18 protein-coding genes and 1 pseudogene are annotated in these 25,030 nt (G+C 62.7%); 9 read left to right on the top strand and 10 right to left on the bottom strand.

Translation table 11 applies throughout. The annotated features are described in order from the left end of the window. Positions 1 to 85 precede the first annotated feature (85 nt). Positions 86 to 907, top strand: a complete 822-nt coding sequence (locus BM017_RS11330; protein ID WP_092244036.1) for an AraC family transcriptional regulator — start codon at positions 86 to 88, stop codon at positions 905 to 907. Here BM017_RS11330 and BM017_RS11325 read toward each other — a convergent pair. From BM017_RS11325 to proP, 3 genes are all read right to left on the bottom strand, one after another. Continuing rightward, positions 864 to 3,458: a bifunctional diguanylate cyclase/phosphodiesterase gene (locus BM017_RS11325; RefSeq protein ID WP_092244033.1), complete on the bottom strand. Its 2,595-nt coding sequence runs from the start codon at positions 3,456 to 3,458 to the stop codon at positions 864 to 866. The genes BM017_RS11330 and BM017_RS11325 overlap by 44 nt on opposite strands. 73 nt (positions 3,459 to 3,531) lie before the next feature. After that, positions 3,532 to 4,038, bottom strand: coding sequence for a GAF domain-containing protein (locus tag BM017_RS11320; RefSeq protein WP_058424054.1), 507 nt, complete (start codon positions 4,036 to 4,038; stop codon positions 3,532 to 3,534). Between the two features lie 55 nt (positions 4,039 to 4,093). After that, positions 4,094 to 5,596 (bottom strand): glycine betaine/L-proline transporter ProP, encoded by a 1,503-nt coding sequence (proP, locus tag BM017_RS11315; protein ID WP_058424053.1) that lies wholly within the window; start codon positions 5,594 to 5,596, stop codon positions 4,094 to 4,096. A gap of 153 nt (positions 5,597 to 5,749) precedes the next feature. Here proP and BM017_RS11310 point away from each other — a divergent pair, with 153 nt between their 5' ends. Together BM017_RS11310 and BM017_RS11305 are read left to right on the top strand one after the other, a co-directional pair. Continuing rightward, entirely contained in the window at positions 5,750 to 6,280 is a 531-nt protein-coding gene (locus BM017_RS11310) for a GNAT family N-acetyltransferase (RefSeq protein ID WP_092244030.1), read from the top strand. A 143-nt stretch (positions 6,281 to 6,423) separates the two neighbouring features. Further along, a complete protein-coding gene (locus BM017_RS11305; RefSeq protein WP_092244027.1) occupies positions 6,424 to 7,827 on the top strand; it encodes an MFS transporter in 1,404 nt (467 codons plus the stop codon). A 37-nt stretch (positions 7,828 to 7,864) separates the two neighbouring features. Here the strand turns inward: BM017_RS11305 and BM017_RS11300 are convergent, their stop codons facing one another. The 3 genes from BM017_RS11300 to BM017_RS11290 all read right to left on the bottom strand — a co-directional run bounded on the left by BM017_RS11300 (position 7,865) and on the right by BM017_RS11290 (position 10,558). Next, the gene (locus BM017_RS11300) at positions 7,865 to 8,785 is read right to left on the bottom strand and encodes a bifunctional helix-turn-helix transcriptional regulator/GNAT family N-acetyltransferase (RefSeq protein WP_092244025.1); all 921 of its coding nucleotides are present in this window, start codon (positions 8,783 to 8,785) and stop codon (positions 7,865 to 7,867) included. Between the two features lie 70 nt (positions 8,786 to 8,855). Next, positions 8,856 to 10,148, bottom strand: coding sequence for a PQQ-dependent sugar dehydrogenase (locus BM017_RS11295; RefSeq protein WP_092244022.1), 1,293 nt, complete (start codon positions 10,146 to 10,148; stop codon positions 8,856 to 8,858). Beyond that, entirely contained in the window at positions 10,145 to 10,558 is a 414-nt protein-coding gene (locus BM017_RS11290) for a DUF2231 domain-containing protein (RefSeq protein WP_071487887.1), read from the bottom strand. The genes BM017_RS11295 and BM017_RS11290 overlap by 4 nt, the downstream gene beginning before the upstream one ends. Before the next feature lie 174 nt (positions 10,559 to 10,732). Here BM017_RS11290 and BM017_RS11285 point away from each other — a divergent pair, with 174 nt between their 5' ends. Genes BM017_RS11285 through BM017_RS11275 form a run of 3 tightly spaced genes read left to right on the top strand, consistent with a single transcriptional unit; the run spans position 10,733 to position 13,062 of the window. Continuing rightward, positions 10,733 to 11,761 carry an apurinic/apyrimidinic endonuclease family protein gene (locus BM017_RS11285; protein ID WP_092244019.1) on the top strand — a complete coding sequence of 343 codons (1,029 nt, stop codon included), beginning with the start codon at positions 10,733 to 10,735 and terminating at the stop codon, positions 11,759 to 11,761. A gap of 48 nt (positions 11,762 to 11,809) precedes the next feature. Next, on the top strand, positions 11,810 to 12,289 hold the full coding sequence (locus tag BM017_RS11280) for a P-loop nucleotide/nucleoside kinase family protein (protein WP_071487885.1): 480 nt from the start codon (positions 11,810 to 11,812) through the stop codon (positions 12,287 to 12,289). Then, on the top strand, positions 12,286 to 13,062 hold the full coding sequence (locus BM017_RS11275) for a nucleotidyltransferase domain-containing protein (protein WP_092244016.1): 777 nt from the start codon (positions 12,286 to 12,288) through the stop codon (positions 13,060 to 13,062). The genes BM017_RS11280 and BM017_RS11275 overlap by 4 nt, the downstream gene beginning before the upstream one ends. A gap of 34 nt (positions 13,063 to 13,096) precedes the next feature. Here the strand turns inward: BM017_RS11275 and BM017_RS29625 are convergent, their stop codons facing one another. The 3 genes and pseudogenes from BM017_RS29625 to BM017_RS11265 form a co-directional block, all read right to left on the bottom strand. Then, entirely contained in the window at positions 13,097 to 13,864 is a 768-nt protein-coding gene (locus tag BM017_RS29625) for a methyl-accepting chemotaxis protein (RefSeq protein WP_371322060.1), read from the bottom strand. 87 nt (positions 13,865 to 13,951) lie between these two features. Beyond that, positions 13,952 to 14,953, bottom strand: a pseudogene (locus BM017_RS29620) (cache domain-containing protein); the annotation flags it as partial. Between the two features lie 232 nt (positions 14,954 to 15,185). Continuing rightward, a complete protein-coding gene (locus tag BM017_RS11265) occupies positions 15,186 to 19,160 on the bottom strand; it encodes a bifunctional nitrate reductase/sulfite reductase flavoprotein subunit alpha (RefSeq protein ID WP_092244013.1) in 3,975 nt (1,324 codons plus the stop codon). A 580-nt stretch (positions 19,161 to 19,740) separates the two neighbouring features. On the opposite strand from BM017_RS11265, the gene nirB reads away from it, so the two are divergent. Beyond that, entirely contained in the window at positions 19,741 to 22,281 is a 2,541-nt protein-coding gene (gene nirB, locus BM017_RS11260; RefSeq protein WP_092244011.1) for a nitrite reductase large subunit NirB, read from the top strand. Continuing rightward, complete coding sequence (gene nirD, locus BM017_RS11255; protein ID WP_071487881.1) at positions 22,281 to 22,643, top strand: nitrite reductase small subunit NirD; 363 nt, start codon at positions 22,281 to 22,283, stop codon at positions 22,641 to 22,643. The genes nirB and nirD overlap by 1 nt, the downstream gene beginning before the upstream one ends. 249 nt (positions 22,644 to 22,892) lie before the next feature. Here the strand turns inward: nirD and BM017_RS11250 are convergent, their stop codons facing one another. Further along, a complete protein-coding gene (locus BM017_RS11250) occupies positions 22,893 to 23,390 on the bottom strand; it encodes a MarR family winged helix-turn-helix transcriptional regulator (RefSeq protein WP_231999501.1) in 498 nt (165 codons plus the stop codon). 49 nt (positions 23,391 to 23,439) lie between these two features. On the opposite strand from BM017_RS11250, the gene BM017_RS11245 reads away from it, so the two are divergent. After that, the gene (locus tag BM017_RS11245) at positions 23,440 to 24,942 is read left to right on the top strand and encodes an FAD-dependent oxidoreductase (RefSeq protein ID WP_092244008.1); all 1,503 of its coding nucleotides are present in this window, start codon (positions 23,440 to 23,442) and stop codon (positions 24,940 to 24,942) included. The last annotated feature ends 88 nt before the right edge of the window (positions 24,943 to 25,030 follow it).

Below are 25,030 nucleotides of genomic sequence, written 5' to 3'. Positions count from 1 at the left end.
ACAAGGCAGCTAATCAGAGGCGGCCACTTCTTAAGGTGGCCATCCATTACAAAATGATTCGGCGTTCATGCTAGATTTGTCAGTAATGCCTGTCTCGCGCAATTGGGGCGGCAACTGTCGCAAAAAGGGCGAAATGATCAAACCTCTGAACGAATTTCTCCAGGAAATCAACGAAGGCGCCTGGGCTGTCATCAGTTCCGCCACCGATTACCCCGAAAACTGGGTGATCCCCGACCACAGCCACGAGAAGCATCAACTGCTCTACGCCATCGAAGGCGTGATGGTGGTGTACTCGGCGCTGAACCAGTGGACCGTGCCGCCCAACCGTGGCATCTGGATGCCCGCCGGGCACGTGCATTCCCTGCGTTGCGTGGGCACCCTGAAAATGCGCAGCGTGTTTGTGCGCCCGGATCGCTTCCCGAACATGCCCGGCGAGCCGAAAACCGTGAGTATCTCGCCGTTGCTGAGCGAGCTGATCAAGGCGTCCGTGAGCCTGAAGCCGCCGTACGCCGAAGACTCGCGGGATGCGCGGATCATGCACCTGATCCTCGACGAACTGGCGATCCTGCCGGCGTTACCGCTGTCCTTGCCGCAGCCCGCCGACCCGCGCCTGCAACGCATCTGCCTGGCGCTGCAGGAAGAGCCGGGCGATGCCTCCACCGTCGCGGACTGGAGCGAGCGCCTGCACCTGGACCAGAAAACCATCCAGCGCCTGTTTCGCAAGGAAACCGGCATGACCTTCGGCCAATGGCGCCAGCAGGCACGTTTGCTGCTGGCGCTGGAGCGCATTGCGGTGGGCGAGAAGGTGATCGATATCGCCATGGAGCTGGGTTATGACAGCCCGAGTGCGTTCACCAGCATGTTCAGGAAACAGTTTGGCAAGACACCGAGCCATTTTTTCCGCTAGCGCCGAGCAGCCCGTTGAACGTGTCGATATCCAGCGGCCGACTGAGGTAGTAGCCCTGGCCTTCGTCACAGGACACCGCCCGGAGCATCTCCAGGTGCCCGGAGGTCTCGATACCCTCGGCGGTCACCGTCAATGCCAGGGCACGCCCCAGGCCGACGATGGCCTGGATGATCGCCTTGTCATCCTCACTGTCTTCCAGGCGGCTGAGGAAGCTGCGGTCGATCTTCAACCCGTCGAAGGGGAAGGCCCGCAGGTAGCTCAACGAGGAGTACCCGGTGCCGAAGTCATCCATGGCAATACGTATGCCCAGGCGTTTGAGGGTGTGCATTACCGCCAGTGCGCCCGCGGCGTCTTCGAGCATCACGCTTTCGGTGATTTCCAGTTCAACCCGCGCCGGATCGATCCCCGACGTCTTGAGGGCGTTGCGAATGCGCTCCACCAGGTCGCCACGCTTGAACTCCGTGGACGACAGGTTCACCGACACAAACAGTGCTTCGGGCCACTGGGCGGCGCAGGCGCAGGCGGTTTGCAGTACCCAGTCGCTCAGCGACAGGATCAGCCCTGACTCTTCGGCAATCGGTATGAAGGTGTCGGGTGGAATCAGCCCGCGCTGTGGGTGCTGCCAGCGCACCAGCGCCTCGGCGCCGACCATCCGCCCATCGGCAATGCGATAGCGTGGTTGGAAGTGCAGGCGCAGTTCGTTGTGCTTGATTGCAAAACGCAGGTCGCTTTCCAGGCGGCGACGCTCGATGATCCGTGCATTCATCTCCCCTGAGTAAAACCGCCAGGTGTTGCGGCCAGCAGCCTTGGCTTCGTATAGCGCGATATCGGCATAACGCAGCAGTTCGGTGGCTTCGCTGGCATCGTCGGGGGCCAGCACGATGCCGATACTCGCGCTGACGAACACTTCCTGCTCACCGATCCTGACCGCCTGTTCAACGGACTCGATCAAGCGCAGGCACAAGGACTCGACATCGTCCTGGGTCCCCGCATTCGTGAGGATCATCACAAACTCATCGCCACCCACCCGGGCTACCAGGTCGCCGTGGCGCACGCAATCGGCCAGGCGGGTCGACACTTCGTTGAGCACGTGGTCGCCCGCGGCGTGCCCGAGCAGGTCGTTGACCGGTTTGAAGCGGTCCAGGTCCAGGCTGAGCATGACCAAAGGCTGCCCCGACGCCGGCAGTGCCTTGAGCTTGTCGTCGAGGAACGCTTGCAGGCGCGTTCGGTTCGCCAGCCCGGTGAGTGCGTCGTGCTGAGACAGGAATTCAATGCGGCGCCGTGCTTCGACTTCCTCGGTCACGTCGGTGGCGGTTCCGCGGAAACCGCCACAGGGCATTTGCCTTGCCGCGAGCCGTGTGGTGCGTTCCTGGCCGTGGGCGTCGACGTAGCGGCATTGCACGCTGAGGTCCGCGGTACGGCTGGGGGTGTTCAGCCATTGCGAAAGCGCGCCGGCTTCCGTGTCCAGGAGCTCGTTGATGGCGGCGCCGATCCAGGTATGACGGGCCAGGCCGGTTACATTCTCGAAGCGCTCCGACAAGTACGTGAAACGCCAGCCGGCGTCGATTTCCCAGACCCAATCGGAGCTGGCTTCCACCACATCGCGAAAGCGCGCTTCACTGGTAGTCAGGGCATTCTGGCTGTCTAGCAGCGACGCATGGCTGGCATCCAGGGCCAGGGCAGCGGCACTGGCGCGGCGCAGGATCACCCAGGTCATCAGGCATACCAGCAATGCGGCCAGGCCCAGCAGCGGCAAGCCAACACCCATCAACCGCACGCCTGGGCGCGCCGGCTGCCAATGCAGGCTGCCGGCTGCACCGTTTTCGCCCAGGGGGACCAGCAAGGTATTGCCGACCTCATCGGCGCTGGCGATATGCAGTTGATTCACCCCGAAATCATTGCCGATCAGGGCCAGGTGGGCGCTGTCGAGAATGTCGACAAACACCAGTACCGACGCGGGGCGCCCATCCACCTTCACCGTGGGGTCGGTGCCGGGCGTGATGGCGGCTGCGGCCACGAGTGCCGGGCTGCCGCGCACGTTGATGAAGGCGGTGACCGGCGTTTCCTGTTCGGCTCCGGCACGAGCCTGCTCGAGGACCTGCGTGATGGGCTGGGCGAGCCAGTCGCTGAGGTCAATGGGTTGCAGCTTGCCTTCGATTACGGCGTACACCGTGCTGTTGGCGTCGTTGACCACAAACAGCCCCTGGAAGCCGAAATCCTGGAACAGTGTGGCGCCGACGTTGCCGCGACCGTAGGCCCAATCGGTGTCCACCTTGAGGTGCAAGTGCTTGTAGGCGTCGCTCCAGAAGGCGTAGTCCTTGACGGTCACCCGCAGGGATTTTTCCAGGGACTGCACGGCTTTACGCGTGTAAAACGCGTTTTCCTCTTGCTCGGCGTGGTCCAGGTCATGGGCCAGGTAGATCAGCGAGTAGGCTGCTGCTGCAAATACCAGGACCAACAGGGCCGTGAAATTGAACAGTGAGGTCCGTGTCAGCGACAGGCTGGTGCGGTTGGAGAGCGTTCGGGTGATCGGGACGAGAGTGTTCGGCATTGTTTCCCGCAGGGCAGCGCTGCAAGTCAGGGGTATCCCTGGTTATCGGCGGCGCTGCTGGAAAACTGAACGCTCAGGTATCGCTGGTCGTCAGGTTGGCGAAAAAAATGCAGCCGATCAGCCGAGCAAACAGGCTGAGGGTTTCCGGCAGGTTGGGATCTTCGAACAGCATTGCCCGCGAATCCAGTGCACACAGCGCGCCGAACAGACGGCCGTCGGGCAGGAAGATCGGTGCACCGGCATAGCTCTCGATGGCGTATTGCTTGACCACCGGACGTGCGGCGAAGCGGCCGCTCTGGCTGATCTGCGGGATGAACAGGGTCTGTGGGTTGATACAGAACTCGCTGCACAACGTTGTTTCCAGCTCAAGCACGTCATCGACATGAATGCCCATGTCGACGGTGTCATGCACGGAGCAGACCACCCATTCCAGGTCGGTGAATTTGGCGATGCCGGCGAAGCGCATGCCGGTCAGGCGGGTAACCAGTTGCAGGATGCTGGTGGTGGCTTCTATTTCGGCAATGGCGGCGCGTTCATCTGCGCTGAGCAACGACTGTGGTGCGGTGACGCTTGGAACCATGGTTGAACTCTCCAGAAACATGGCGGCGGGTGGGGCCGCCATGCAGGGTCAGGCTTCAGTTGATACGCGGATGTTGCTGCACCAGGGTCTGGCGCTTGGCTTCCAATTCGGCAATCTGCGCGTCGATATCTTCGATCTTCTGCTCGATGTTGTCGTGATGTTCCTGCAACAACTCCTTGGCTTCTTCCATGTCCGACGCCGCCGGCGCTGCGCCACGCAATGGCTTGTTGGCGGTTTCCTTCATGGTCAGGCCAGTGACCAGGCCGACCACCGCAAACACCATCAGGTAGTAGGCGGGCATGTACAGGTTGTCGGTGCTTTCCACCAGCCAGGCCACGGCGGTCGGCGTGACGCCTGCGATCAATACCGAGACATTGAACGCACTGGCCAATGCACTGTAGCGCAAGTGAGTGGGGAACATCGCGGGGAGTGTGGAGGCCATTACGCCGATGAAGAAGTTGAGGATCACCGCGAGGATCAGCAGGCCGGCGAAAATCAGGCCGATCTTGCCGCTGGTGATCAGCATAAACGCCGGAATGGACAGGAACAGCAGACCGATACTGCCAGCGATGATGAACGGCTTGCGGCCGATCTTGTCGCTGACAAAACCGATGAACGGCTGCACGAACAGCATGCCGACCATGATCGCGATGATGATCAGCACGCCGCTGTTTTCTTTGTAGTGCAGGTTATGGGACAGGTAGCTCGGCATGTAGGTGAGCAGCATGTAGTACGTCACGTTGGTGGCCGCGACGATGCCGATGCAGGTCAGCAGGCTGCGCCAGTGCTTGGTCGCGACCTCCTTGAACGAGACTTTGGGGCCGTGGGTCAAGCCTTCGCGGTCGCCCTGTTCCATTTTGTCCATGTGCTGCTGGAACGCCGGGGTTTCCTCCAGGGCGTGACGCAGGTACAGGCCGATGATGCCCAGGGGCAGGGCAAGGAAGAACGGCAGGCGCCAGCCCCACGACTCGAAGTCGGCTTCGCCCAGGATGCTGGAAATCAACACCACCACACCGGCACCCAGCACGAAGCCGGCGATGGAACCGAAGTCCAGCCAGCTGCCGAGGAAGCCGCGCTTGCGGTCCGGCGCATACTCCGCGACGAAGATCGACGCACCGGTGTATTCGCCACCCACCGAAAAACCCTGGGCCATTTTGCACAGCAACAGCAGGATCGGCGCCCAGATGCCAATCGAGGCGTAGGAGGGGATCAGGCCGATGGCGAAGGTGCTCAGGGACATGATCACGATGGTCGCGGCCAGGACCTTTTGCCGCCCGTATTTATCACCCAGTGCACCGAAGAACAGGCCACCCAGGGGACGGATCAGGAACGGCACGGAGAAGGTACCCAGTGCTGCGATCATTTGTACGCTGGGCGAGGCATCGGGGAAGAACACCTTACCGAGCACATAGGCGACAAACCCGTAGACGCCAAAGTCGAACCATTCCATGGCGTTACCCAGGGCGGCGGCGGTGATCGCCTTGCGGACCTTGGTGTCGTCGACGATAGTGATGTCTTTCAATCCGATGGGCTTGACGCTTTTCTTACGTAATTTCATGCGGGGCACTCTAAAGCAGAACAGGGGAGGCGCCATCACTGCGATGGCACCGCTCTGTCACTTCAGATACAAGCGGACATGAAATAATTCACCACTCTTTGCGTTTTTTTGCAGATGGATTGAACTTTGTCCCTCCACACACGAGTTATGCGAATGCCAGCCGCCCATTCCCGCCTAGTCTACCGCCAGCCGCAGCCGGGCGACCTGCAGCGATTGTTCGCGATCTTCGGCGACCCGCAGACCAACCTGTTCAACCCATCGGGCCCCATGGCCAGCCTGGAGGCGGCGCAGCGTCTGCTGGATCACTGGCTTGAACAGTGGGCGACCCAAGGGTACGGCTGGTGGGCGATTGCACGGCGCGAGGCGCCGGAGCACATCATCGGCTTCGGCGGTATCGCGCCGCTCAACTACCTGACCGAGCGGCGCATCAACCTGGGTTACCGTTTTGCGGTGCAGGCCTGGGGGCAGGGCTATGCCACCGAGTTGGGGCACGACGCGTTGGCGCTGGCATTCGACAGCCTGGGGTTGCCCGAGGTGTTCGGGCTGGTGCGACCGGATCATGGGGCCTCGATCCGGGTGCTGGAAAAGATCGGCATGCAGCCTTTTGGTGTGCTCGACGATGTACCGGGCAAAGCGCCCAGCCTGGTCATGCGTATTTGTCATCCTACAACTGTATTTACCTGACCTTTTAAAAACCCACGTAGAACCTCGATAAACGGCAATCTTTCAGATTGACAGCCGGTAGGCGGCCCGATATAAAAGTCGCAGTTGTACGACGACATATGACGTTACATATGTCCTACCTAACAAAAATAAAAAGTGATGCCATGAACTTGAACGAGCCCATCCACGCTCACCGCGTTGGCCAAGCGGTAGGCAACTATCGCTGGACCATCTGCGCGATGCTGTTCTTCGCGACTACCGTCAACTACCTCGACCGCCAGGTGCTCAGCCTGTTGGCACCGCAGTTGTCCACGCAATTTGGCTGGAGCAACACCGACTACGCGAACATCGCGGCGGTGTTCCAGTTTGTCTACGCGATCTCCATGCTGTTCGCCGGGCGCTTCGTCGACAAGATCGGCACCAAGGCGGCCTATGTGGTGGCGATTGGCATCTGGTCCACGGGCGCGATCATGCATGCCTTCTCGGTGCCGATGGGCGAGGGCATCGCGGTCATCAGCGGCGCGATCGGCCTGGCGGTGATCCCGGTGTCGATTGCCGGCTTCATGTTGTCCCGTGCGGTACTGGCGATTGGCGAGGCGGGCAACTTCCCGATTGCGATCAAGGCCACCGCCGAATATTTCCCCAAGAAAGAACGCTCGCTGGCCACCGGTATCTTCAACTCCGGCGCCAACGTGGGCGCGATCCTGGCGCCGATCTGCGTGCCATTGATTGCCGGTCTGTGGGGCTGGGAAGCGGCATTTATCGTGATCGGCGGGCTCGGCTTCGTGTGGGTCGCGGTGTGGATCGCGCTCTACCGCAAGCCGGAGGAGCAAAAACGCCTGTCGGCAGCAGAACTGGCCTATATCCGCAGTGACCAGACCGTGCAGCCGTTCACCCCGTCACCGGCCGGCGCCGTGGAGAAAAAAGTCTCGTGGTTCAAGTTGCTCACCTATCGCCAGACCTGGGCCTTTGCCTTCGGCAAGTTCATGACCGATGGCGTGTGGTGGTTCTTCCTGTTCTGGCTGCCCACCTACCTGTCGGCGCAGTACGGCATGAAAGGCGCCGATATCGTCATGCCGCTGGCGGTGCTGTACAGCATGACCATGGTCGGCAGCATTGGTGGCGGCTGGTTCCCCAGCTACTTCATGGCGCGCGGCGATGCACCGTACGACGGGCGCATGAAAGCCATGCTGGTGATCGCACTGTTCCCGCTGGTGGTGTTGCTGGCGCAGCCGTTGGGCTATATCGGCTTCTGGGTGCCGGTACTGCTGATCGGTGTGGGCGCCTCGGCGCACCAGGCGTGGTCGTGCAACATCTTCACCACCGTCTCGGACATGTTCCCGCAGAAAACCGTGGCCTCGGTGGTCGGTATCGGCGGCATGGCCGGCGGCCTGGGCGGCGTGGTCATGACCAAGATCGGCGGCTGGGTGTTCGACTACTACAAGTCCATCAACGACATCCATACCGGCTACATGATCATGTTCGCGATCTGTGCGCTGGCCTACCTGGTGGCCTGGAGCGTGATGAAGACGTTGGTGCCGCGCCACAAGGAAATCACTGACCTGTAAGGCTCCACGTCCCGCGCCGCCATGGCGCGGGGCTGTTTCACAGCGGGCGAGCCCAGGTCTGGCTGACCAGGGCTTTGCCGAAGCTGACCATCGGCTCTTCCTCCACCAGCTCGAACCCGGCTTTCTGATACAGCTTGCGCGCGTCGGTCAGAATATCCACGGTCCACAGCAGCATGCGTGTGTAGCCCACCTGGCGGGCAAAACGTACGCACTCATCCACCAGGCGCTGGCCAATACCCATGCCCCGTGCGCTTGCATCCACGTAGAGCATGCGCAGCTTGGCCGTGGTCTGGTCATGACGGATCACGAACACCGAGCCCACCACCTCGCCGTCCTTTTCCGCGATCCAGCAGCGCTCGCACGTGGGGTCATATTCGCGCAGATACTTGGCGACGATCTCCGCCACCAGCGCTTCGAATTCCCAATTCCAGCCGTATTCACGGGCATAGATCGCGGTTTGCTGCTGCACCACGCGGCCCATGTCGCCGGGTTGCGGGTCACGCAGCAGATAGCTGGGCGCGGTGCCTTGCAGCAGGGCCTGGATGCGCTTCATCGCTTCGGTGAGTTGTTGCTGTTGCGGTTCGGGCAGGCTGTCGAGCAGGGCGATGACTTCGCGCTGGGTTTGCTGCTCCAGCGGCGCCAGCACGGCGCGGCCGTGGTCGGTGAGGTGCAATTGCACGGCGCGGGCGTCGGTGGCACAGCGGACTTTCTGGATCAGGCCGCGCTTTTCAAAGCCACTGGTCAGCCGGCTCAGGTAACCCGCGTCGAGGCCGAGCATCTGGCACAGGTCGGCGCTGGTGAGATCACCCCGGGAAGACAATTCGTACATCACGCGGATTTCAGTCAGGGAGTAGTCGCTTTGCAGCAAGTGTTCCTGCAACACGCCGATCTGGTGGGTGTAGAAGCGGTTGAAGCCGCGCACGATGCCGGCGCGTTCGACAAGCAAGGGGGTGGACATGCTGAAATGCTCGAATGGTTGCCTGAGGCAACAATATTGTTGCTTCAGGCAACCATGTCAAACATTTTGTTTAGCGGTTCCGCGTCACGCGCCAAACGGTATTGGCCAGGTCATCGGCAATGATCAGCGCACCTTTCGGGTCCACCGTCACACCCACCGGGCGCCCACGGGTCTTGCCGTCGTCGCCGCGAAAGCCGGTGGCGAAGTCGAGGGGCTCACCGGACGGCTTGCCATTGCTGAACGGCACGAAGATCACCTTGTAGCCCACCGGGTTGTCGCGGTTCCAACTGCCGTGCTCGCCGACGAACACACCATCGGCAAACTGCTCGCCCATCTGCGGGATGGAAAAGTCCACGCCAAGGGCGGCCACGTGGGAGCCCAGGCTGTAATCCGGCTTGATCGCGGCGGCCACCTTGGCTGGGTTCTGCGGTTGAGCGCGTGGGTCGACGTTCTGGCCCCAGTAGCTGTACGGCCAGCCGTAGAACGCGCCTTCACGCACCGAGGTCAGGTAGTCCGGCACCAGGTCCGGGCCCAGTTCGTCGCGCTCGTTGACCACCGTCCACAGTTGCCCGGTGTCCGGCTGGATGGTCAGTGCCGTGGGGTTGCGCAAGCCAGTGGCGTAGGGCTTGTGCGCCCCGGTGGCGGCATCGATCTGCCAGACCATCGCACGGTCGATCTCCACTTCCATGCCGCGTTCGGTGACGTTGCTGTTGGAGCCGATGCCCACATAAAGCTGGCTGCCATCGGCGCTCACGGCCAGAGACTTGGTCCAGTGATGGTTGATCTGCGCCGGCAGGTCGGTGACGGTGCTCGGCGGGCCGCTGGCTTTGGTCTGGCCGTCGGCGTAGTCGAAGCTCACCAGTGCGTCCTGGTTGGCCACGTAGAGTTTGCCGTTGGCAAACGCCAGGCCGTAGGGCGCATTGAGGTTGTCGGCGAATACGGTCTTGAGTTCGTAGGTGCCGTCACCATCGGCGTCGCGCAGCAGGGTCAGGCGGTTGCCGCTCTTGACCTTGGTGTTGCCCTCGGCCTTGATCAGGCTGGCGATCACATCCTTGGGCTTGAGCTTGGCCGCACTGCCGCCACGGCCTTCGGCAACCAGGATATCGCCGTTGGGCAGCACCAGGGTCTGGCGCGGGATCGCCAGGTCGGTGGCAATCGCGGTGATGCTGTAGCCGTCCGGCACCTTGGGTTTCTGTTCGCCCCAGGGCGCAGGTTCGGCGATTTTCATGCTCGGCAACAGGCTGCTTTGCTGTTCCGGCAGCTTGGGATCGGGGCCACGGGCCTGGGTCTTGTCGCCTTCGCCACCGCAGGCACTCAGCAACAGCGCGGCGCTCAATAGGGTCAGGCTGCTGGACGTTTTCATTTGACACCTCCCGAACGCAGGCCGGTCCATGTGGCCGCCAACGTCAGCAGCAAGACAATGGCCGACAGGATCAGGCCGCCGGGCATCGAGGCGTAGGCGTCCTTGGCATGCTGGAAGGCATTGACCAGGCCCAGTACCCAAGTGGCCAACAGCAACAGCACATAGCGAGTGGGTTGACCGGCCTTGTGCTCGGCGCGCAGCAGGTTGACCAGCGCGAACAGAAACGCGAAACCTGCGAACACCAACGCGCCGGCAATCAGCCAGGAGGCGAAGTTGGCCCATTGGATCTGGTAGGTCTGGGTGTAGGCAATGTCGCTGAGCAAGGCACCAAGAAACAACGGCACGGTGCCGGCGAGCAAGGTCGCATGCAGCGGCCCTGGGGCATATCGGTAAACGGGGAGGGTAGTCATACGGGGGCGGCTCCTTGTTGTACAACGCCCCTGGACGGGGCAGCGCATAAGAAGTGAACGTAGCGCCGGTGAGAAAGTTCAGCGTGAAACGTTTCGAAATAGTGGGAACCCGCCTGGGTCGACCCCGGACTAACCCCGTATCATTCGCTCCTTTTTCCTACGCCAGGCGCCTCCATGACTCGCCCACGCATTGGCTTCGCGTGCCAATACAAACATCCCGAACGGCTACTGTCGGCCAGTGCCCAAAAGCTGATCGAAGGTCCGTTCAACCCGCGCACCACCACGTTGCGTTGGATGGACAGCGTTACACAGCAGATGGCCCGGGACAAACTGGTGGAAGTGGTCACGCACAACCTGGCCGCTCAATTGCGCCTGCTGGCGTATGTCGCTGAATTGCCTTCGACCCTGCGCATGCTGCGCTTGAGCAGCGACCTGTTGCCGTTCTACAGCCATGCCAAAGTGGCCAGCGTCTACAAGGACCCGGCTATCGAGCGTCAATTGGTTGAGGGTTTTGCCGCCATCGGTGAGCTGGCCCGCGCCTCGGATATCCGCCTGTCATTCCACCCGGGCCAATACTGTGTACTCGGCTCGGAAAACCCCGGCGTGGTGGAAAACAGCCTCGCCGAATTCGAATACCACGCCGACATGATCCGCATGATGGGTTATGGCCGGCGCTTCCAGGACCTCAAGTGCAACGTGCATATCGCCGGCCGCCTCGGCGTGGAAGGCACCCGCGCCGTGTGGTCGCGCCTGTCGGAGGTGGCGCGCAACTGCATCACGTTCGAGAACGACGAAAAGACCTATGGCCTGGACCATTGCCTGCAAGTCGCCGACCTGGCACCGGTGGTCCTGGACATCCACCACTGCTGGATCAACGAAAACGACTACATCGACCCCCACTCGGAGCGGGTCGCCCGGGTAATTGAAAGCTGGCGCGGCGTGCGACCGACCATGCATTACTCCCAGCCCCCGGAGAGCCTGCAAGAGCTGGGCTTTGATGCCGAACACAAGCTGGAAATGGACGCGCTGTTGCAGGTGGTGTCCAAGCGCGACCTCTACGCCCACAGCGCACAGATGTGGAACCGCTGGACCAACGATTATGCGCTGCAGTTTCTCGACCGCTTCGACATCATGCTCGAAGCCAAGGACAAGAATGTCGCGGCCCTGGCGTTCCACGAGCATTGGAAACGGGGCGTTGTGTGATCAATCCATGGCGGTCATGCTGGCGGGACTGACATAAGGAACCGCCCCATGCCAACCCTGCATTTGCTCTGCGGCAAGATCGCCTCCGGCAAGTCCACACTCGCCAAGACCCTCGCCACTGAGCACGCTGCCATTGTGCTCAGCGAAGACCACTGGCTCGCCACGCTTTACCCCGGTGAAATCCACGCCATTGCGGATTACATCAAATGCGCCCAGCGTATTCGCGGCGTACTGGGCCCCTTGGTGATCAATGTGCTGCAGTCGGGCCTCGACGTGGTGCTGGATTTCCCTGCCAATACAGTGGCCAGTCGCGAATGGCTGCTGGGGTTGGCACACGCCGCCAAGGCCCGGCACTGCCTGCACTACCTGGAGCTGGATGACGCCACCTGTCGGGCCAGGCTGCATGCGCGCAACGCCCAGGGTGAGCATGACTTTGCCGCCACTGATGCTGAGTTTGATCTGATTACCCGCCATTTCAGTGTACCGAGCGAGGCTGAGGGCCTGGTGATCGAGAGGCATCATCCATGAGCCCGGCGCAATCCACGGGGGTGGACGCTGAGGGCTTTATCCTTACGGTTCCCCACGTCCCCGTGCAGCGTGAGTTTCAGCCACTGCTCGAGGCTGTCTGCAACGTGCTCTCGCAACCTGACTTGGGAGTGGACGGCCTTTATCTTTATGGCAGCGTCGCGCGTGGCGATGCGCTGCCGGGCGTTTCCGATCTTGATCTGACGGTGGTGCTATGTGAGCCGCCGACCTCTGCAGTTTTGGAGCGGTTGGAGCGGGTGCGATGCGACCTGGCCGTGCGGTACCCGCAAGTCACCAAGGTGGATTTCGATATCGGCAGCCGCGCACAGGTACTGGCCATCGAAAACGGCAGCAGCTGGGGATTCTGGCTCAAGCACCACTGCCGGTGCGTGTGGGGCAATGATCTGTCGGCGCAGTTCGAGCGGTTTCGGCCATCACTGGATATTGCCCTGGCCGTGAACGGTGACTTTGAAGCGGTGCTCACCGCTTACCTTGGCCGCATCGCACATGCCGCCAACGAACAGGAGCGACTCCGCCTGCAGCGCGAAGCGTCACGCAAGCTGCTCAGAGCCACCCAGATACTCTGCGGTGAGCAGGCATCGTGGCCGCATACGCTGGAAATGCATGTGGCGCTGTTCGTAAAGGAGTACCCATCCAAGATGACTCAGGTGGCCTTCTTTTTGTTCGAGGCCCGGAACCCGAGTGCCGACCGTGAAACATTCACGGCTCGACTTCAGGCGTTCCAGGCCTGGATGGTTGCGCAATCGCGCATTTGAGCGTTTGCCATATGGCGCCAGAGCACTGACTTCCTCAGGACTTGAAGCGCCCCACCAATCCATTCAATTCATCCGACAGAGTGGACAAGCGCCCCGAGTCGTCCTGCGCCGAGTTGGCCAGGCTCTCCACCAGGCGTGCCTCGTCGTAGATCTGCTGGATGTGCCGGTTGATCTCTTCGGCCACGCTGTGTTGTTCCTCGGCGGCGGCGGAAATCTGCAGGTTCTGGTCGCGGATCTCGTTCACCGACGTCTGGATACCTTCGAAGCTGTCCCGCGCACTTTCGATGGATGACACACTGGCCCGCGACAAGTCCAGGCAACTGCCCATCTTCTGGGTGACTTCCTGGGTCTTGTTTTCCAGGGTGCCGAGCAGTTGCTCGATCTCGCCGGTGGAGTCGGACGTGCGCTTGGCCAGGGCACGCACTTCATCGGCCACCACCGCGAAGCCACGGCCCTGGTCACCGGCCCGGGCGGCCTCGATGGCGGCGTTGAGGGCCAGCAGGTTGGTCTGTTCGGCAATCGCGCGGATGGTGCCGAGGATCTGGTTGATGCTGCGGCTGCCAGCTTCCAGTTCGACCATGGCCTGGGACGACTCGGTGAGACGGCGCCCCAGGCGATTGACGTTGTCGGTGGTGACTTCGATCTGCTGCTTGCCCTCGGCCACGCGCCGGTGGCCGTTTTCGGCGGACTCCGCGGCGCCGCTGCAGGAACGGGCGACTTCGTTGGCGGTGGCGACCATTTCATTGAATGCGGTCGACACCAATTCAACGGCCTCGCGCTGGCGTCCGGCCGCCTCGTTCATATTGTGCGCCACCTCGCTGTTGACCTTGGAAGCGTTCTGCAAATTGGCCGACGCCGCGCCGATGTGCTGGATCAGTTGGCGGATCGCCGCGAGGAACTTGTTGAACCAGCCGGCCAGCTCGGCGGTTTCATCCTTGCCCTGTACCTGCAGTTCGTGGCGCAAGTCGCCTTCGCCCTGGGCGATGGACTGCAAGCCGGTGCTGACCTGGCCGATGGGCTTGACGATGACCTTGGAGAACGCCGCCGCGATCAGCCCGAAGATCAGCACCAGCACGCCGACGATGATGGCCGTGAGGTAGGTCATGCGCGTGGCTTCGGCCATGACTTCACGGTGTTCGATCAGGCCGATGTAGCGCCAGCCAAGGCCGGGGGAGGTCCACACGTTGGCCATGTAGCGCACGCCATCGATCACCACCTCGGTGGATCCCTGAGGCGTGTCGGCCAACTGCGCGTAGGGCGCGCCCAGGTCCTTGAGCGGCTTGAAGCTGTGGGCGGCGTCACGCGGGTCCACCAGCACCACGCCGTCTTCGATCAGCATCACGTAGCCGCTTTCGCCCAGCTTGATGCTCTTGACCAGCTCGGTGAGGTTTTTCAGGGAGACGCTGACCACGAACACGCCCTTGGCCTTGCCGTTTTCCAGCATCGCCCGGGCGGTGCCCACCAATGCTACATCGTCCTTGTCGTAGTAATACGCGGGGGTGCGCACGGTTTTGCCGGGGCTGGCCATGGCCGCCTTGTACCAGGGGCGGGTGCGCGGGTCGTATTTGGCCAGTTGGGGGTCATCCGGCCATTTGGCGTAGGTGCCGTCTTCCAGGCCGATGGACAGGATCGCTGCCGCCGGGTGGGTGGCGCCAAAGCGTGCGAAGCGCTCGATCACGGCTTGCGCCTCGGCCGGCAGCGGTTGGCTGGCGGCATCGGCGGCCTGGTAGTTCTTCAGCGTGCCGACAGAAGTGTATACAGGATCAGTGGCCATCTGATCGACGTTTTGCAACGTGCCATCGAAGAACTGGCGAATGTTACCGTCGATCTGGCGAATCTCCCGGGTGCTGCCATCGATGAACTGATCCACCGCCTGGGTCCGCGTGTTCATGACCGAAATCACGGCCACCAGGCTGACCGGAATAAATGCAACAGAGACAAATGCCAGGACCAGCTTATTTTTTATTTTCATCGAGACGACCATCAGCGTGAAGGGCGGCCAAATCGCTGCATTCCTCGATCAGGAGTCAGGCGATTTGCTATCACTGCTGTTTCGGCCTGGCACCGATAAATCTTTAGGGTTTTTTGTACACAATACAAAGTGCATATTGTTCTGTATCCAATCAGTACACATCACGCAGATAACGCTTCTGTTCGCTCATCTGCCGCCAGTACTCTACGGCGCCCTCCACGCCAAGCCCGCCGTGGGTTTGCGCGACCAGGCGCAAGGCCTGGTCGACGTCCTTGGCCATGTGGCTGGCATCGCCGCAGACGTAAAGCCTGGCGCCGTCCTGTAGCCAGCGCCAAAGCTCGGCGCCCTGATCGCGGATGCGGTCCTGCACATACACCTTTTGCGCCTGGTCGCGAGAGAACGCCAGGCTCAGGTGGGTGAGCAGGCCATCGCGCTGCATACCTTGCAACTCGTCCTGGTAGTAGAAGTCGCTGGCGGCGTGCTGCTCGCCGAAGAACAGCCAGTTGCGTCCCTGATGACCCAGCGCCCGGCGCTCCTGCAAGAACCCACGGAACGGCGCGATGCCGGTGCCGGGGCCGATCATGATCATCGGCACCTCTGCGTCGCTGGGCGTGCGGAAGTGTTTCGACGGTTGCACGAACAGCGGCACTTCCCCGTCACCGACGCGGTCGGCGAGGAAGGTCGACGACACGCCTTTGCGCTTGCCATAACGCACAGCGGCCACGGTGAGGTGCACCTCGTGCGGGTACGCCTTGGCGCTGGAGGCAATCGAATACAAGCGCGGTTGCAGACGCTTGAGGGTGCCCAGCAGCTCGTCCGCCGAACAGTCGATGGGGTATTCCTGCAACACATCCGCCAGTTGCCGGCCCCACAGCCAGTCATTGAGTTCGGCCTTGTGCTCGGGGTTGAGCAAGTGCTTGAGACCCGGGTTGGCGCTGCGCTCGGCGATGAAGGCCAGGGTGTCGCTGCTGGGCCGGGCGATTTCGAAGTGCTGGGTGAGGGCCTGTTGCAACGGCACATCGCCGAAGGTGTCGATGTTCACGCAAGTACTGGCATTCAGGCGGGTGAGGTCGAGCAGTTCGCTGACCAGTTCGGGGCAGTTGCGTGGTCGTATGCCCAGGGCATCCCCGGCTTCATAGGTCAGCCCGGAGTCGGCCAGGTCCAGGGCGAACTGGCGGGTTTCCTTGTGCGCGCTGTGCGGGTTGAGATGGCGGTTGAGCAGCAGGCGCGAGCCGTACAGCTTGGTTTTACCGGCGGGAGTCGCCGGTGCCACCGGTTTTGCCGGGTTGAGTGCCTGCTGGAACCGCGCCAGCCAGGCATCCGCGGCGGCTTCGAATTCAGTGTCGCAGTCCACCCGTTCCAGCAGGCGCGTTGCCCCCAGTTCCAGCAGGCGCCGGTCCAGTTGCTTGCCGTGGTTGCAGAACTGCTCGTAGTTGGCGTCGCCCAAGGCCAATACCGCAAAGCGCAACGACTCCAGGCGAGTCTCGGCGGTGCGCAGGCTGTGCCAGAAACCTTCGCCGTTGTCGGGCGGGTCGCCGTCGCCAAAGGTGCTGCTGATCAGCGCCAGGGTGTGGGTGCTTGCCAGTTTACTCGCGGGGAAATCCGCCATCGCGCTCAGTTCCACGCTGATGCCTGTTTCGCGCAGGCGCTTGGCAAAGCGTTCGGCCAGGGCTTCGGCATTGCCGGTCTGCGAGGCCCACAGCAGGGTGACGGCCGGGGAGGGCGCGGCGAGGGGGGCTGTAGGACTGAACAAGCCGGCGAGCAAGCCGTTCAGCCATAAGCGTGACGCCTCGGTCAGCGGCGCAGTCGCCGGCAGGGTCGGTACGCCGAAACCCTGGCGCGCGGCGCTGGTGTGCAAGCCGCTGAGGAAGCCGGCGAGGTAGGTGCGTTCGCTGTCGTTCAGGGGCGGTGGCGATAGGTGGCGGATGCCGGTGATGTCGGCGAAGGCGTCGAGGCGCGACATGGCGGTGTCCTCTGCTACGGGGGAAGGGAGGTCGAGGAACTGGTGGTCGATCAGCTCGACACGGCTGAGGGCGACGGCGCAGCACTTGAACTCCGGCTGCAGGGAAATCGGGTCCACCGCATCATGGGTCACTGCGTTGATCGCCAGGTGTTCGCCGAACACGTCGTTCCAGTGAAACGGCGCAAAGCAGTTGCCCGGCTGCACGCGGTCAGTGACCACGGCGGGCAGCACGGCATGGCCGCGCCGGGAGCGTATTTCGACCCGGTCCTTGTCCTTGATGCCCAGGCGGGCGGCGTCTTCGGGGTGCAGTTCGACGAAGGGGCCGGGGTTGAGTCTGTTCAGGGTGGCGATCTTGCCGGTCTTGGTCAGGGTGTGCCACTGGTGCTGCACACGACCGGTGTTGAGCACGAAGGGAAACCCGTCGTCGGGCATCTCGGCGGGCGGCATATGCGCGCGAGCGAAGAACCGCGCCTTGCCGTTTTCGGTGGCGAAGGTGAGGGTGCCGCCATGACGGTAGCGGATCGGGTTGCGGTGCGCTGCTTTAATCGATGCGCAGGGCCATTGCACAGGGTTTTCACGCAGGCGCGGGTAGCTGGCGCCACGGATGTCGTAGCCGGTCTTGGGGTTCCAGGCCTGTTTGATTTCTTCAAAGACCTCGGCGGCGGATGCGTAGGTGAAGGCCTCGGCAAAGCCCATCTCACAGGCGACCCGGGCGATGATCTGCCAGTCGGGCAGGGTCTCGCCGGGCGCGTCCACGGCCTTTTGCATCAGGGTCAGGTTGCGCTCGGAGTTGATCATCACGCCCTCGGCCTCGGCCCACAGTGCGCCGGGCAGCAGGATGTCGGCGTAGCGGTTGGTCTCGGTGTCGAGGAAGGCGTCCTGGCTGATCACCAGCTCGGCGGTGTGCAGGCCGTTGATCACGGTTTGCCGGTTGGGCACGCTGGCCACCGGGTTGGTGCAGATGATCCAGCAGGCCTTGATCCGGCCGGCGGCCATCTGCTCGAACATCGCCACGGTGCCACTGCCGGCCTGGCGCGGCAGGCTGTCGTGGGGGATTTGCCACAGGTTTTCGATGAAGGCGCGGTCCGCGTCCACCAACACTGAGCGCTGCCCCGGCAGGCCCGGGCCCATGTAGCCCATCTCGCGGCCGCCCATGGCATTGGGTTGGCCGGTGAGGGAAAACGGCCCGCTGCCTGTGCGGCAAATGGCGCCGGTGGCCAGGTGCAGGTTGCAGAGCGCGTTGGTGTTCCAGGTGCCGTGGGTGCTCTGGTTGAGGCCCATGGTCCAGCAGCTCATCCACTCGGTGGCCTGGCCGATCCAGTCGGCGGCTTGGCGGATATCCGCTTCGGCGAGGCCGGTGATGGCGGCGACGTGCTCGGGGCAATAGTCCTCCAGAAATGGCGGCATCGCCTCCCAGCCTTCGGTGAAGTTCGCGATGAAGGCAGGATCGGTATGGCCGTTTTTCAGCAGCAGGTGCAACAGGCCATTGAGCAGGGCCAGGTCGGTGCCGGGGTTGATCGGCAGGAACAGGTCGGCCTTGTCTGCCGTGGCGCTGCGCCGGGGGTCGACCACGATCAGCTTCGCCCCGGCCTTGACCCGGTCCATCATGCGCAGGAACAGGATGGGGTGACAGTCGGCCATGTTCGCGCCGATCACGAAGAACAGGTCGGCGCGGTCGAAGTCTTCATAGGAGCCCGGTGGGCCGTCGGAACCGAGGGACAGTTTGTAGCCACTGCCGGCGCTGGCCATGCACAGGCGCGAGTTGGACTCGATGTTGGCGGTGCGCACAAAGCCCTTGGCCAATTTGTTGATCAGGTACTGGGACTCTAGCGACATCTGGCCTGATACGTAGAAGGCCAGCGCGTCCGGGCCGTGTGTGTCGAGGGTCTGGCGCAGGCGCCGGGCGGTTTCGCTGATGGCCTTGTCCATGCCGAGGCGTACGGGGTCATGGTCGCGGGCCTGGCGCACATAGGCGTTCTCCATGCGGCCGGACTCGGCGATGGCCTGGCCGCAGGTAGTGCCCTTGGTGCACAGGCGCCCGAAGTTGGTGGGGTGGGCCTTGTCGCCGATCACCTTGACCACTTTATTGTGCTCGACCTGCAGGATGATGCCGCAGCCCACGCCACAATAGGGACACACACTGCGTATGTTTTGGTTGGCCATCTGAAACCCGTATAAACAAAAAAGGCGCCTTGTAACCCTCCGTTCAGAACGGGGGTTACACGGCGCCTTTGTCGTGAGAGGGCAGTCTGCGTTGACTGCCTGGTTGGAGTGTTCCTAGCAAGTCACGCGCCAGGTTTTTTTGTGGCAAGCGGGCTTGCCCCGCGTTGGGCTGCGAAGCAGCCCTGATCCAGACGCCGCGAGCTTCCAGAAAGATCGCGGCGTTTTCCTTTAGGGCCGCTACGCGGCCCTACGCGGGGCAAGCCCGCTCGCCACAGAAGGGGTTTGTGCACTTTTATGACGCGAGGTGCACCAGTTGGAGGCGATTACGCGCAGTTTCATCGCCGTTGTTTGGCGTGTGATGCCTTGAGTGCGGGCTTTGTCTTCGCTTGGCACAGACCCTGCAAGCTCCCGATCAACCCACCTCGGTCAACGACGATCGACAACCAGGGCAATAGCGGTGAATCCGGCGCAGTCGCCTGGTCCGAACCGCACAAGAACAGGCAAAGACGCCTGGAACCGCAAGGTTTCAGGCGTTTTTTTTTGCTTTTAAAACCGTGATGAGCGTTGTCAGGTGCTTACTATGAACCCTCTCAAAACCTTGATCGTCGTCGGCAATGGCATGGTCGGCCACCACTGTGTGGCGCAACTGATCGAACGCGGCGCGCTGGCTCACTACCGTTTGCACGTGTTCAGCGAGGAGCCGATGCGCGCCTATGACCGGGTGCATCTGTCCGAGTATTTCACCGGGCGCGATGCCGAGTCGCTGGCGCTGTCCGACGCTGCGCTGTACCAGACGCCGGGGGTGACCTTGCACCTGGGCGTGCCGGTGCTGGAGATCGACCGCGCCCGCTGTGAAGTGATCACCGCCGACGGCTGTGTCGCCTACGACAAGCTGGTACTGGCCACCGGTTCCTATCCGTTCGTGCCGCCGATCGAAGGCGCCGAGGGCGACTCACGCCTGGTGTATCGCACCCTTGAAGACCTGGATGCGATCCGCAAGGCCGCCGCCAATGCCCGACGCGGCGTGGTGGTGGGCGGTGGCCTGCTAGGCCTGGAAGCCGCCAATGCGCTGAAAAGCCTGGGCCTTGAAGCCCATGTGGTGGAGTTCGCGCCGCGCCTGATGCCGGTGCAACTGGATGACTTCGGCGGCCTGGCGCTCAAGGCGCAGATCGAGCGGCTGGGCGTGGGCGTGCATTTGTCCCGTGCGACCCAGTCGATCAGCGCCGGCGCGCAGTACCGCTACCGCATGAACTTTGCCAATGACGAATTCCTTGAAACCGACCTGATCGTGTTCTCCGCCGGCATCCGCGCCCAGGACGCACTGGCCCGCCAGGCCGGCCTGGACATCGGCCCGCGTGGCGGTGTGGTGATCAACGATGAATGCCTGAGCTGCGACCCGAATATCTACGCGATTGGCGAGTGCGCTTGCTGGAACGGCAGCCTGTTCGGCCTGGTCGCGCCGGGCTACCAGATGGCGCGGGGCGTCGCCGCGCTGCTCTGCGCGCAAACCGCCGAGCCGTTTGTGGGCGCCGACATGTCGACCAAGCTCAAGTTGCTCGGCGTGGACGTGGGTTCCATCGGCGACGCCCATGCCCACACGCCCGGGGCGCGCAGCTACCAATTCATCGACGAGGCCAGTGCCAGCTATCGGCGCCTGGTGGTGGATGCTTCGGGCAAGCAGGTGATCGGTGCCGTATTGGTCGGCGATAACAGCTACTACGACACGTTGCTGCAGTACATGCAGAACGGCATCGCGTTGCCGTCCGAACCGGCCAGCCTGATCCTGCCGTCTTCCAGCGGCGCACCCACCCTCGGCCCCGGCGCGCTGCCGGAATCGGCTACCGTGTGCTCTTGCCATAACGTGACCAAAGGCGCGATCTGCTCTGCCATCGACGGCGGTTGCAGCGACCTCGGCCTGCTCAAGTCGCAGACCAAGGCCTGCACCGGTTGCGGCGGCTGCGCCGGGTTGCTCAAGCAGGTGTTCGAGCATGAGCTGATCACCCGTGGCGTGAGTGTCGACAAGAGCCTGTGCGAACACTTTGCCCATACCCGCCAGGAGCTGTACGCGCTGGTGCGCGTGGAAGGCATCGTCGCCTTCGACGAACTGCTGGCCAAACATGGCCGTGGTCACACTGGTTGCGACGTGTGCAAGCCGGCGGTGGGCTCGATCCTGGCGTCGTGCTGGAACCAGCCGATCATGGACCCGTCTCTGGTGCCGTTGCAGGACACCAACGATACGTTCATGGCCAACATGCAGAAGAACGGCACCTATTCGGTGGTGCCGCGTATTCCGGGTGGCGAGATCACTGCGGACAAACTCATTGTGATCGGTGAAGTGGCGAAGAAATATGACCTCTACACCAAGATCACCGGCGGCCAGCGCATCGACCTGTTTGGCGCACAGCTGCACGAGTTGCCGGATATCTGGGGCGAATTGATCGCGGCCGGTTTCGAGACCGGCCATGCGTACGGCAAGTCCACGCGTACGGTGAAGTCCTGCGTGGGCAGCACCTGGTGCCGCTACGGCGTGCAGGACAGCGTGAAAATGGCGCTGCTGATCGAAGACCGCTACAAGGGCCTGCGTTCGCCGCACAAGCTCAAGTTCGCGGTGTCCGGTTGCACCCGCGAGTGCGCCGAAGCCCAGAGCAAGGACGTGGGCGTGATCGCCACCGAGAAAGGCTGGAACCTCTACATCGCCGGCAACGGCGGCATGCGCCCGCGCCATGCGGAGCTGTTCGCCACCGACCTGGATGACGCCACGCTGATTCGCTACATCGATCGCTTCCTGATGTTCTACATCCGCACCGCCGACAAGCTGCAGCGCACCTCGGTGTGGCGCGAGAGCCTGGAAGGCGGCCTGGATTTTCTCAAGGACGTGATCCTGCACGACAGCCTGGGCCTGGGCGCCGAGCTCGAAGCGCAGATGCAACGGGTGGTCGACCGCTACGAATGCGAGTGGGCCAACGCCCTCAAGGACCCGGAAAAACTCAAGCGCTTCCGCACCTTCGTCAACGACAAACGCCCCGACCCGGACATCCACTTCGTCCAGGAACGCGGCCAGCGCCGGCCAATCATGGCCGCCGAACTCAACCTGATTGCCGTCACCGAGGAGATTGCCTGATGAGCCAAGCCACTACCCAACGCAACCTGGCCACCTGGACGCAGGTGTGCCGCGAGCAAGACCTGGTGAGCAACTCCGGCGTGGTGGTGTGGCTGGACGGCGCGCAAGTCGCACTGTTCTACCTGCCGGGCGCGCAGGCGCAGACGCTGTATGCCATCGACAATCACGACCCGCAGTCGGGGGCGAATGTGATCGGTCGCGGTTTGATCGGCAGCATCAAGGGTGACCTGGTGGTGGCGGCGCCTATCTACAAGCAACATTACCGCCTGGCAGACGGGCAGTGCCTGGAGGCACCGGAGCAGCGCTTGCGGGTATGGCCGGTGCGGTTGAACGGTGGGGTGGTGGAGTTGGCGTTGGATTGATGCCGTGCGCGGGCTTGCTGAGGTGAAAGAGCTTGCTGAGGTGAATGGCCTTGCTGAGGTGAATGGGCTTGTTGTGGCGAGCGGGCTTGCCCCGCGTTGGGCTGCGCAGCAGCCCCAATCCCAGCACCTCGGTCTACCTGAAGCAGCGATGTGGCCCTGAGAGAGGGGGCCGCTTCGCGCCCCAACGCGGGGCAAGCCCGCTCGCCACAACAAGCCCGCTCGCCACAGCAAACCAGCAAGTGGATGGCCTCAGGAAATCCCCTTCGTCGCACGCACGGAATCCTCCTTGATGTCCTCGGCAAACTTGCGCATCAACCGCACCAGATTGTCGAAATCGCCTTCCTCCCAGGTGGAGAAGATCGACATACCGATCCTTTCCCGCGCGTCATCGACGCGGTCGGTCATGGCCTTGCCTTTCTCGGTGATCACCGACTCGCGCACTCGGCGGTCGAGTGCGCTTGCCTGTCGCGTAACCAACCCCTGGCTTTCCAGCTTCGCCACCTGCCGGCTCACCGTGGTGTAGTCACGGCCCACGCGGTCGGCGAGTTCGACCACGCCAATCGGCCCCAGGCGCTCGACCAGCACCAGCAACGGAAACAGGGCGCGGTCCAGGGAAATCCCGGCTTCGCGCACCATCGCCTCGTCGCGTTGCGGGCGGTTCATCACCCCTACGATCTCGACCAATGAGCCATGCAGGTCACGCAGCTGGGCGGATATATGTGCCTTTTGCACACTTTTAATTGACACGGTGTTGGCCTCTCTTAATATGTGCGTATTGCACATATAGGTGATCCATATGAAAGCGCAATTGGCTGTCGATGTACTGATTTGCGGTGCCGGTGCCGCCGGCCTGACCCTGGCGATCGACCTGGCGAGAAGGGGCATCAGCTTCCGCCTGATCGAAAAAAACCACCAGCCATTCCAGGGCTCACGTGGCAAGGGTATCCAGCCCAGGTCCCAGGAAGTCTTCGAGGACCTGGGGATTCTCGACCGTTTGATGGCGGTGGGTGGAGTCTATCCGACTGACCGGCGCTACCGCGACGATGGCAGCTACAGCGATGCCGAATTCACTGCATCCAAGGCGCCGACACCGGCCGAGCCCTACCGGCAACCCTTGATGGTGCCGCAGTTTCTGACGGAACAGGTGATGCGCGAGCGCCTGTTTGAGCTGGGCCACTGGCCTGAGTTCGGTTGTGAACTGGTCGGCTTCGAACAGGATGCCGATGGCGTCACCGCCAGGCTGGCCGGCCAGGGCGGCGAAGAAAGCCTGCGTGCCCGCTGGCTGGTGGGGGCCGATGGTGGTCGCAGCTTTGTCCGGCATGCGCTGGCTATCGGCTTCCCCGGCAAGACCCTGGGCGTGCGCGCCCTGGTGGCGGATGGGGTGCTTACCGGCCTGACGCGTGAGGCCTGGCATCGCTTTGGCGAAGGGGATATGCAACGCCAGATTGCGATCTGCCCGCTGGCCGGCACCGACCTGTTCCAGCTTCAGGGGCCGATCCCGGCCGATGGCGACATCGACTTCAGCGCCGAAGGGCTCACCGCGCTGATCGCCCAACGCACCGGTCGCGCCGATGTCCAGGTGCACAGCGTGAGCTGGCCATCGGCCTACACCATGAATGCACGCCTGGCCGATCACTACCGCCTGCGCCGGGTGCTGCTGGTGGGTGACGCCGCGCATATCCACCCGCCCACCGGTGGCCAGGGCCTCAACACCAGTGTGCAGGACGCCTACAACCTCGGCTGGAAGCTGGCAGCGGTGGTGCAGGGCGCCCCTGAGGCTTTACTCGATACCTATGAAGAAGAGCGCCGGCCGGTGGCTGCCTCCGTGCTCGGTTTGTCCACCAGACTGCTGGGAGAAATGCAGCATGGCGAACTGCGCCGGGGCAGGGAAGTGCATCAACTGGACATCGGCTACCCCGAGTCCTCACTGGCGTTGAAGAGCCCCGTGCGTAAAGGCGTTGCAGCGGGCGACCGGGCGCCGGACGCGCCGGTCCGAGGTGCCGCCGGGCAGGCGCTGCGGCTGTTCCATCTGTTCCAGGGCACGCACTGGACACTGCTGGGGTATGGCGTCACGCGTGATTCAGTGCCCGCTTGGCCGGGCGTGCAGGTCCATATCGTTGGGCCTGAGGGAGATGTGATTGACGAGCAAGGTGAGTTTCAACGTGCCTACCAACTGGCGATTGGCGAGTGGGTGCTGGTGCGGCCTGATGGGTATATCGGCGCGATTGTAACGTCCGCGCAACGAGAGGAACTGAAGGCCTATCTGTTGGTTTACGCCGGGATAAGCCCGGCGGCCTGATAACTCTGGATCAGTTCGTCATATAAACTGATATCGAGGCGCGTGCGGGCCGTTTTATGACTGGACGCATGCGCTGCCACATGCCGAA

The sequence above is a fragment of the Pseudomonas sp. NFPP04 genome (genome assembly GCF_900113815.1).
In the GTDB taxonomy this organism is placed as follows: Bacteria; Pseudomonadota; Gammaproteobacteria; order Pseudomonadales; family Pseudomonadaceae; genus Aquipseudomonas; species Aquipseudomonas extremorientalis.
Note: the sequence above shows the minus strand (reverse complement) of the source record. Positions and strands in the feature narration are given on the sequence as shown.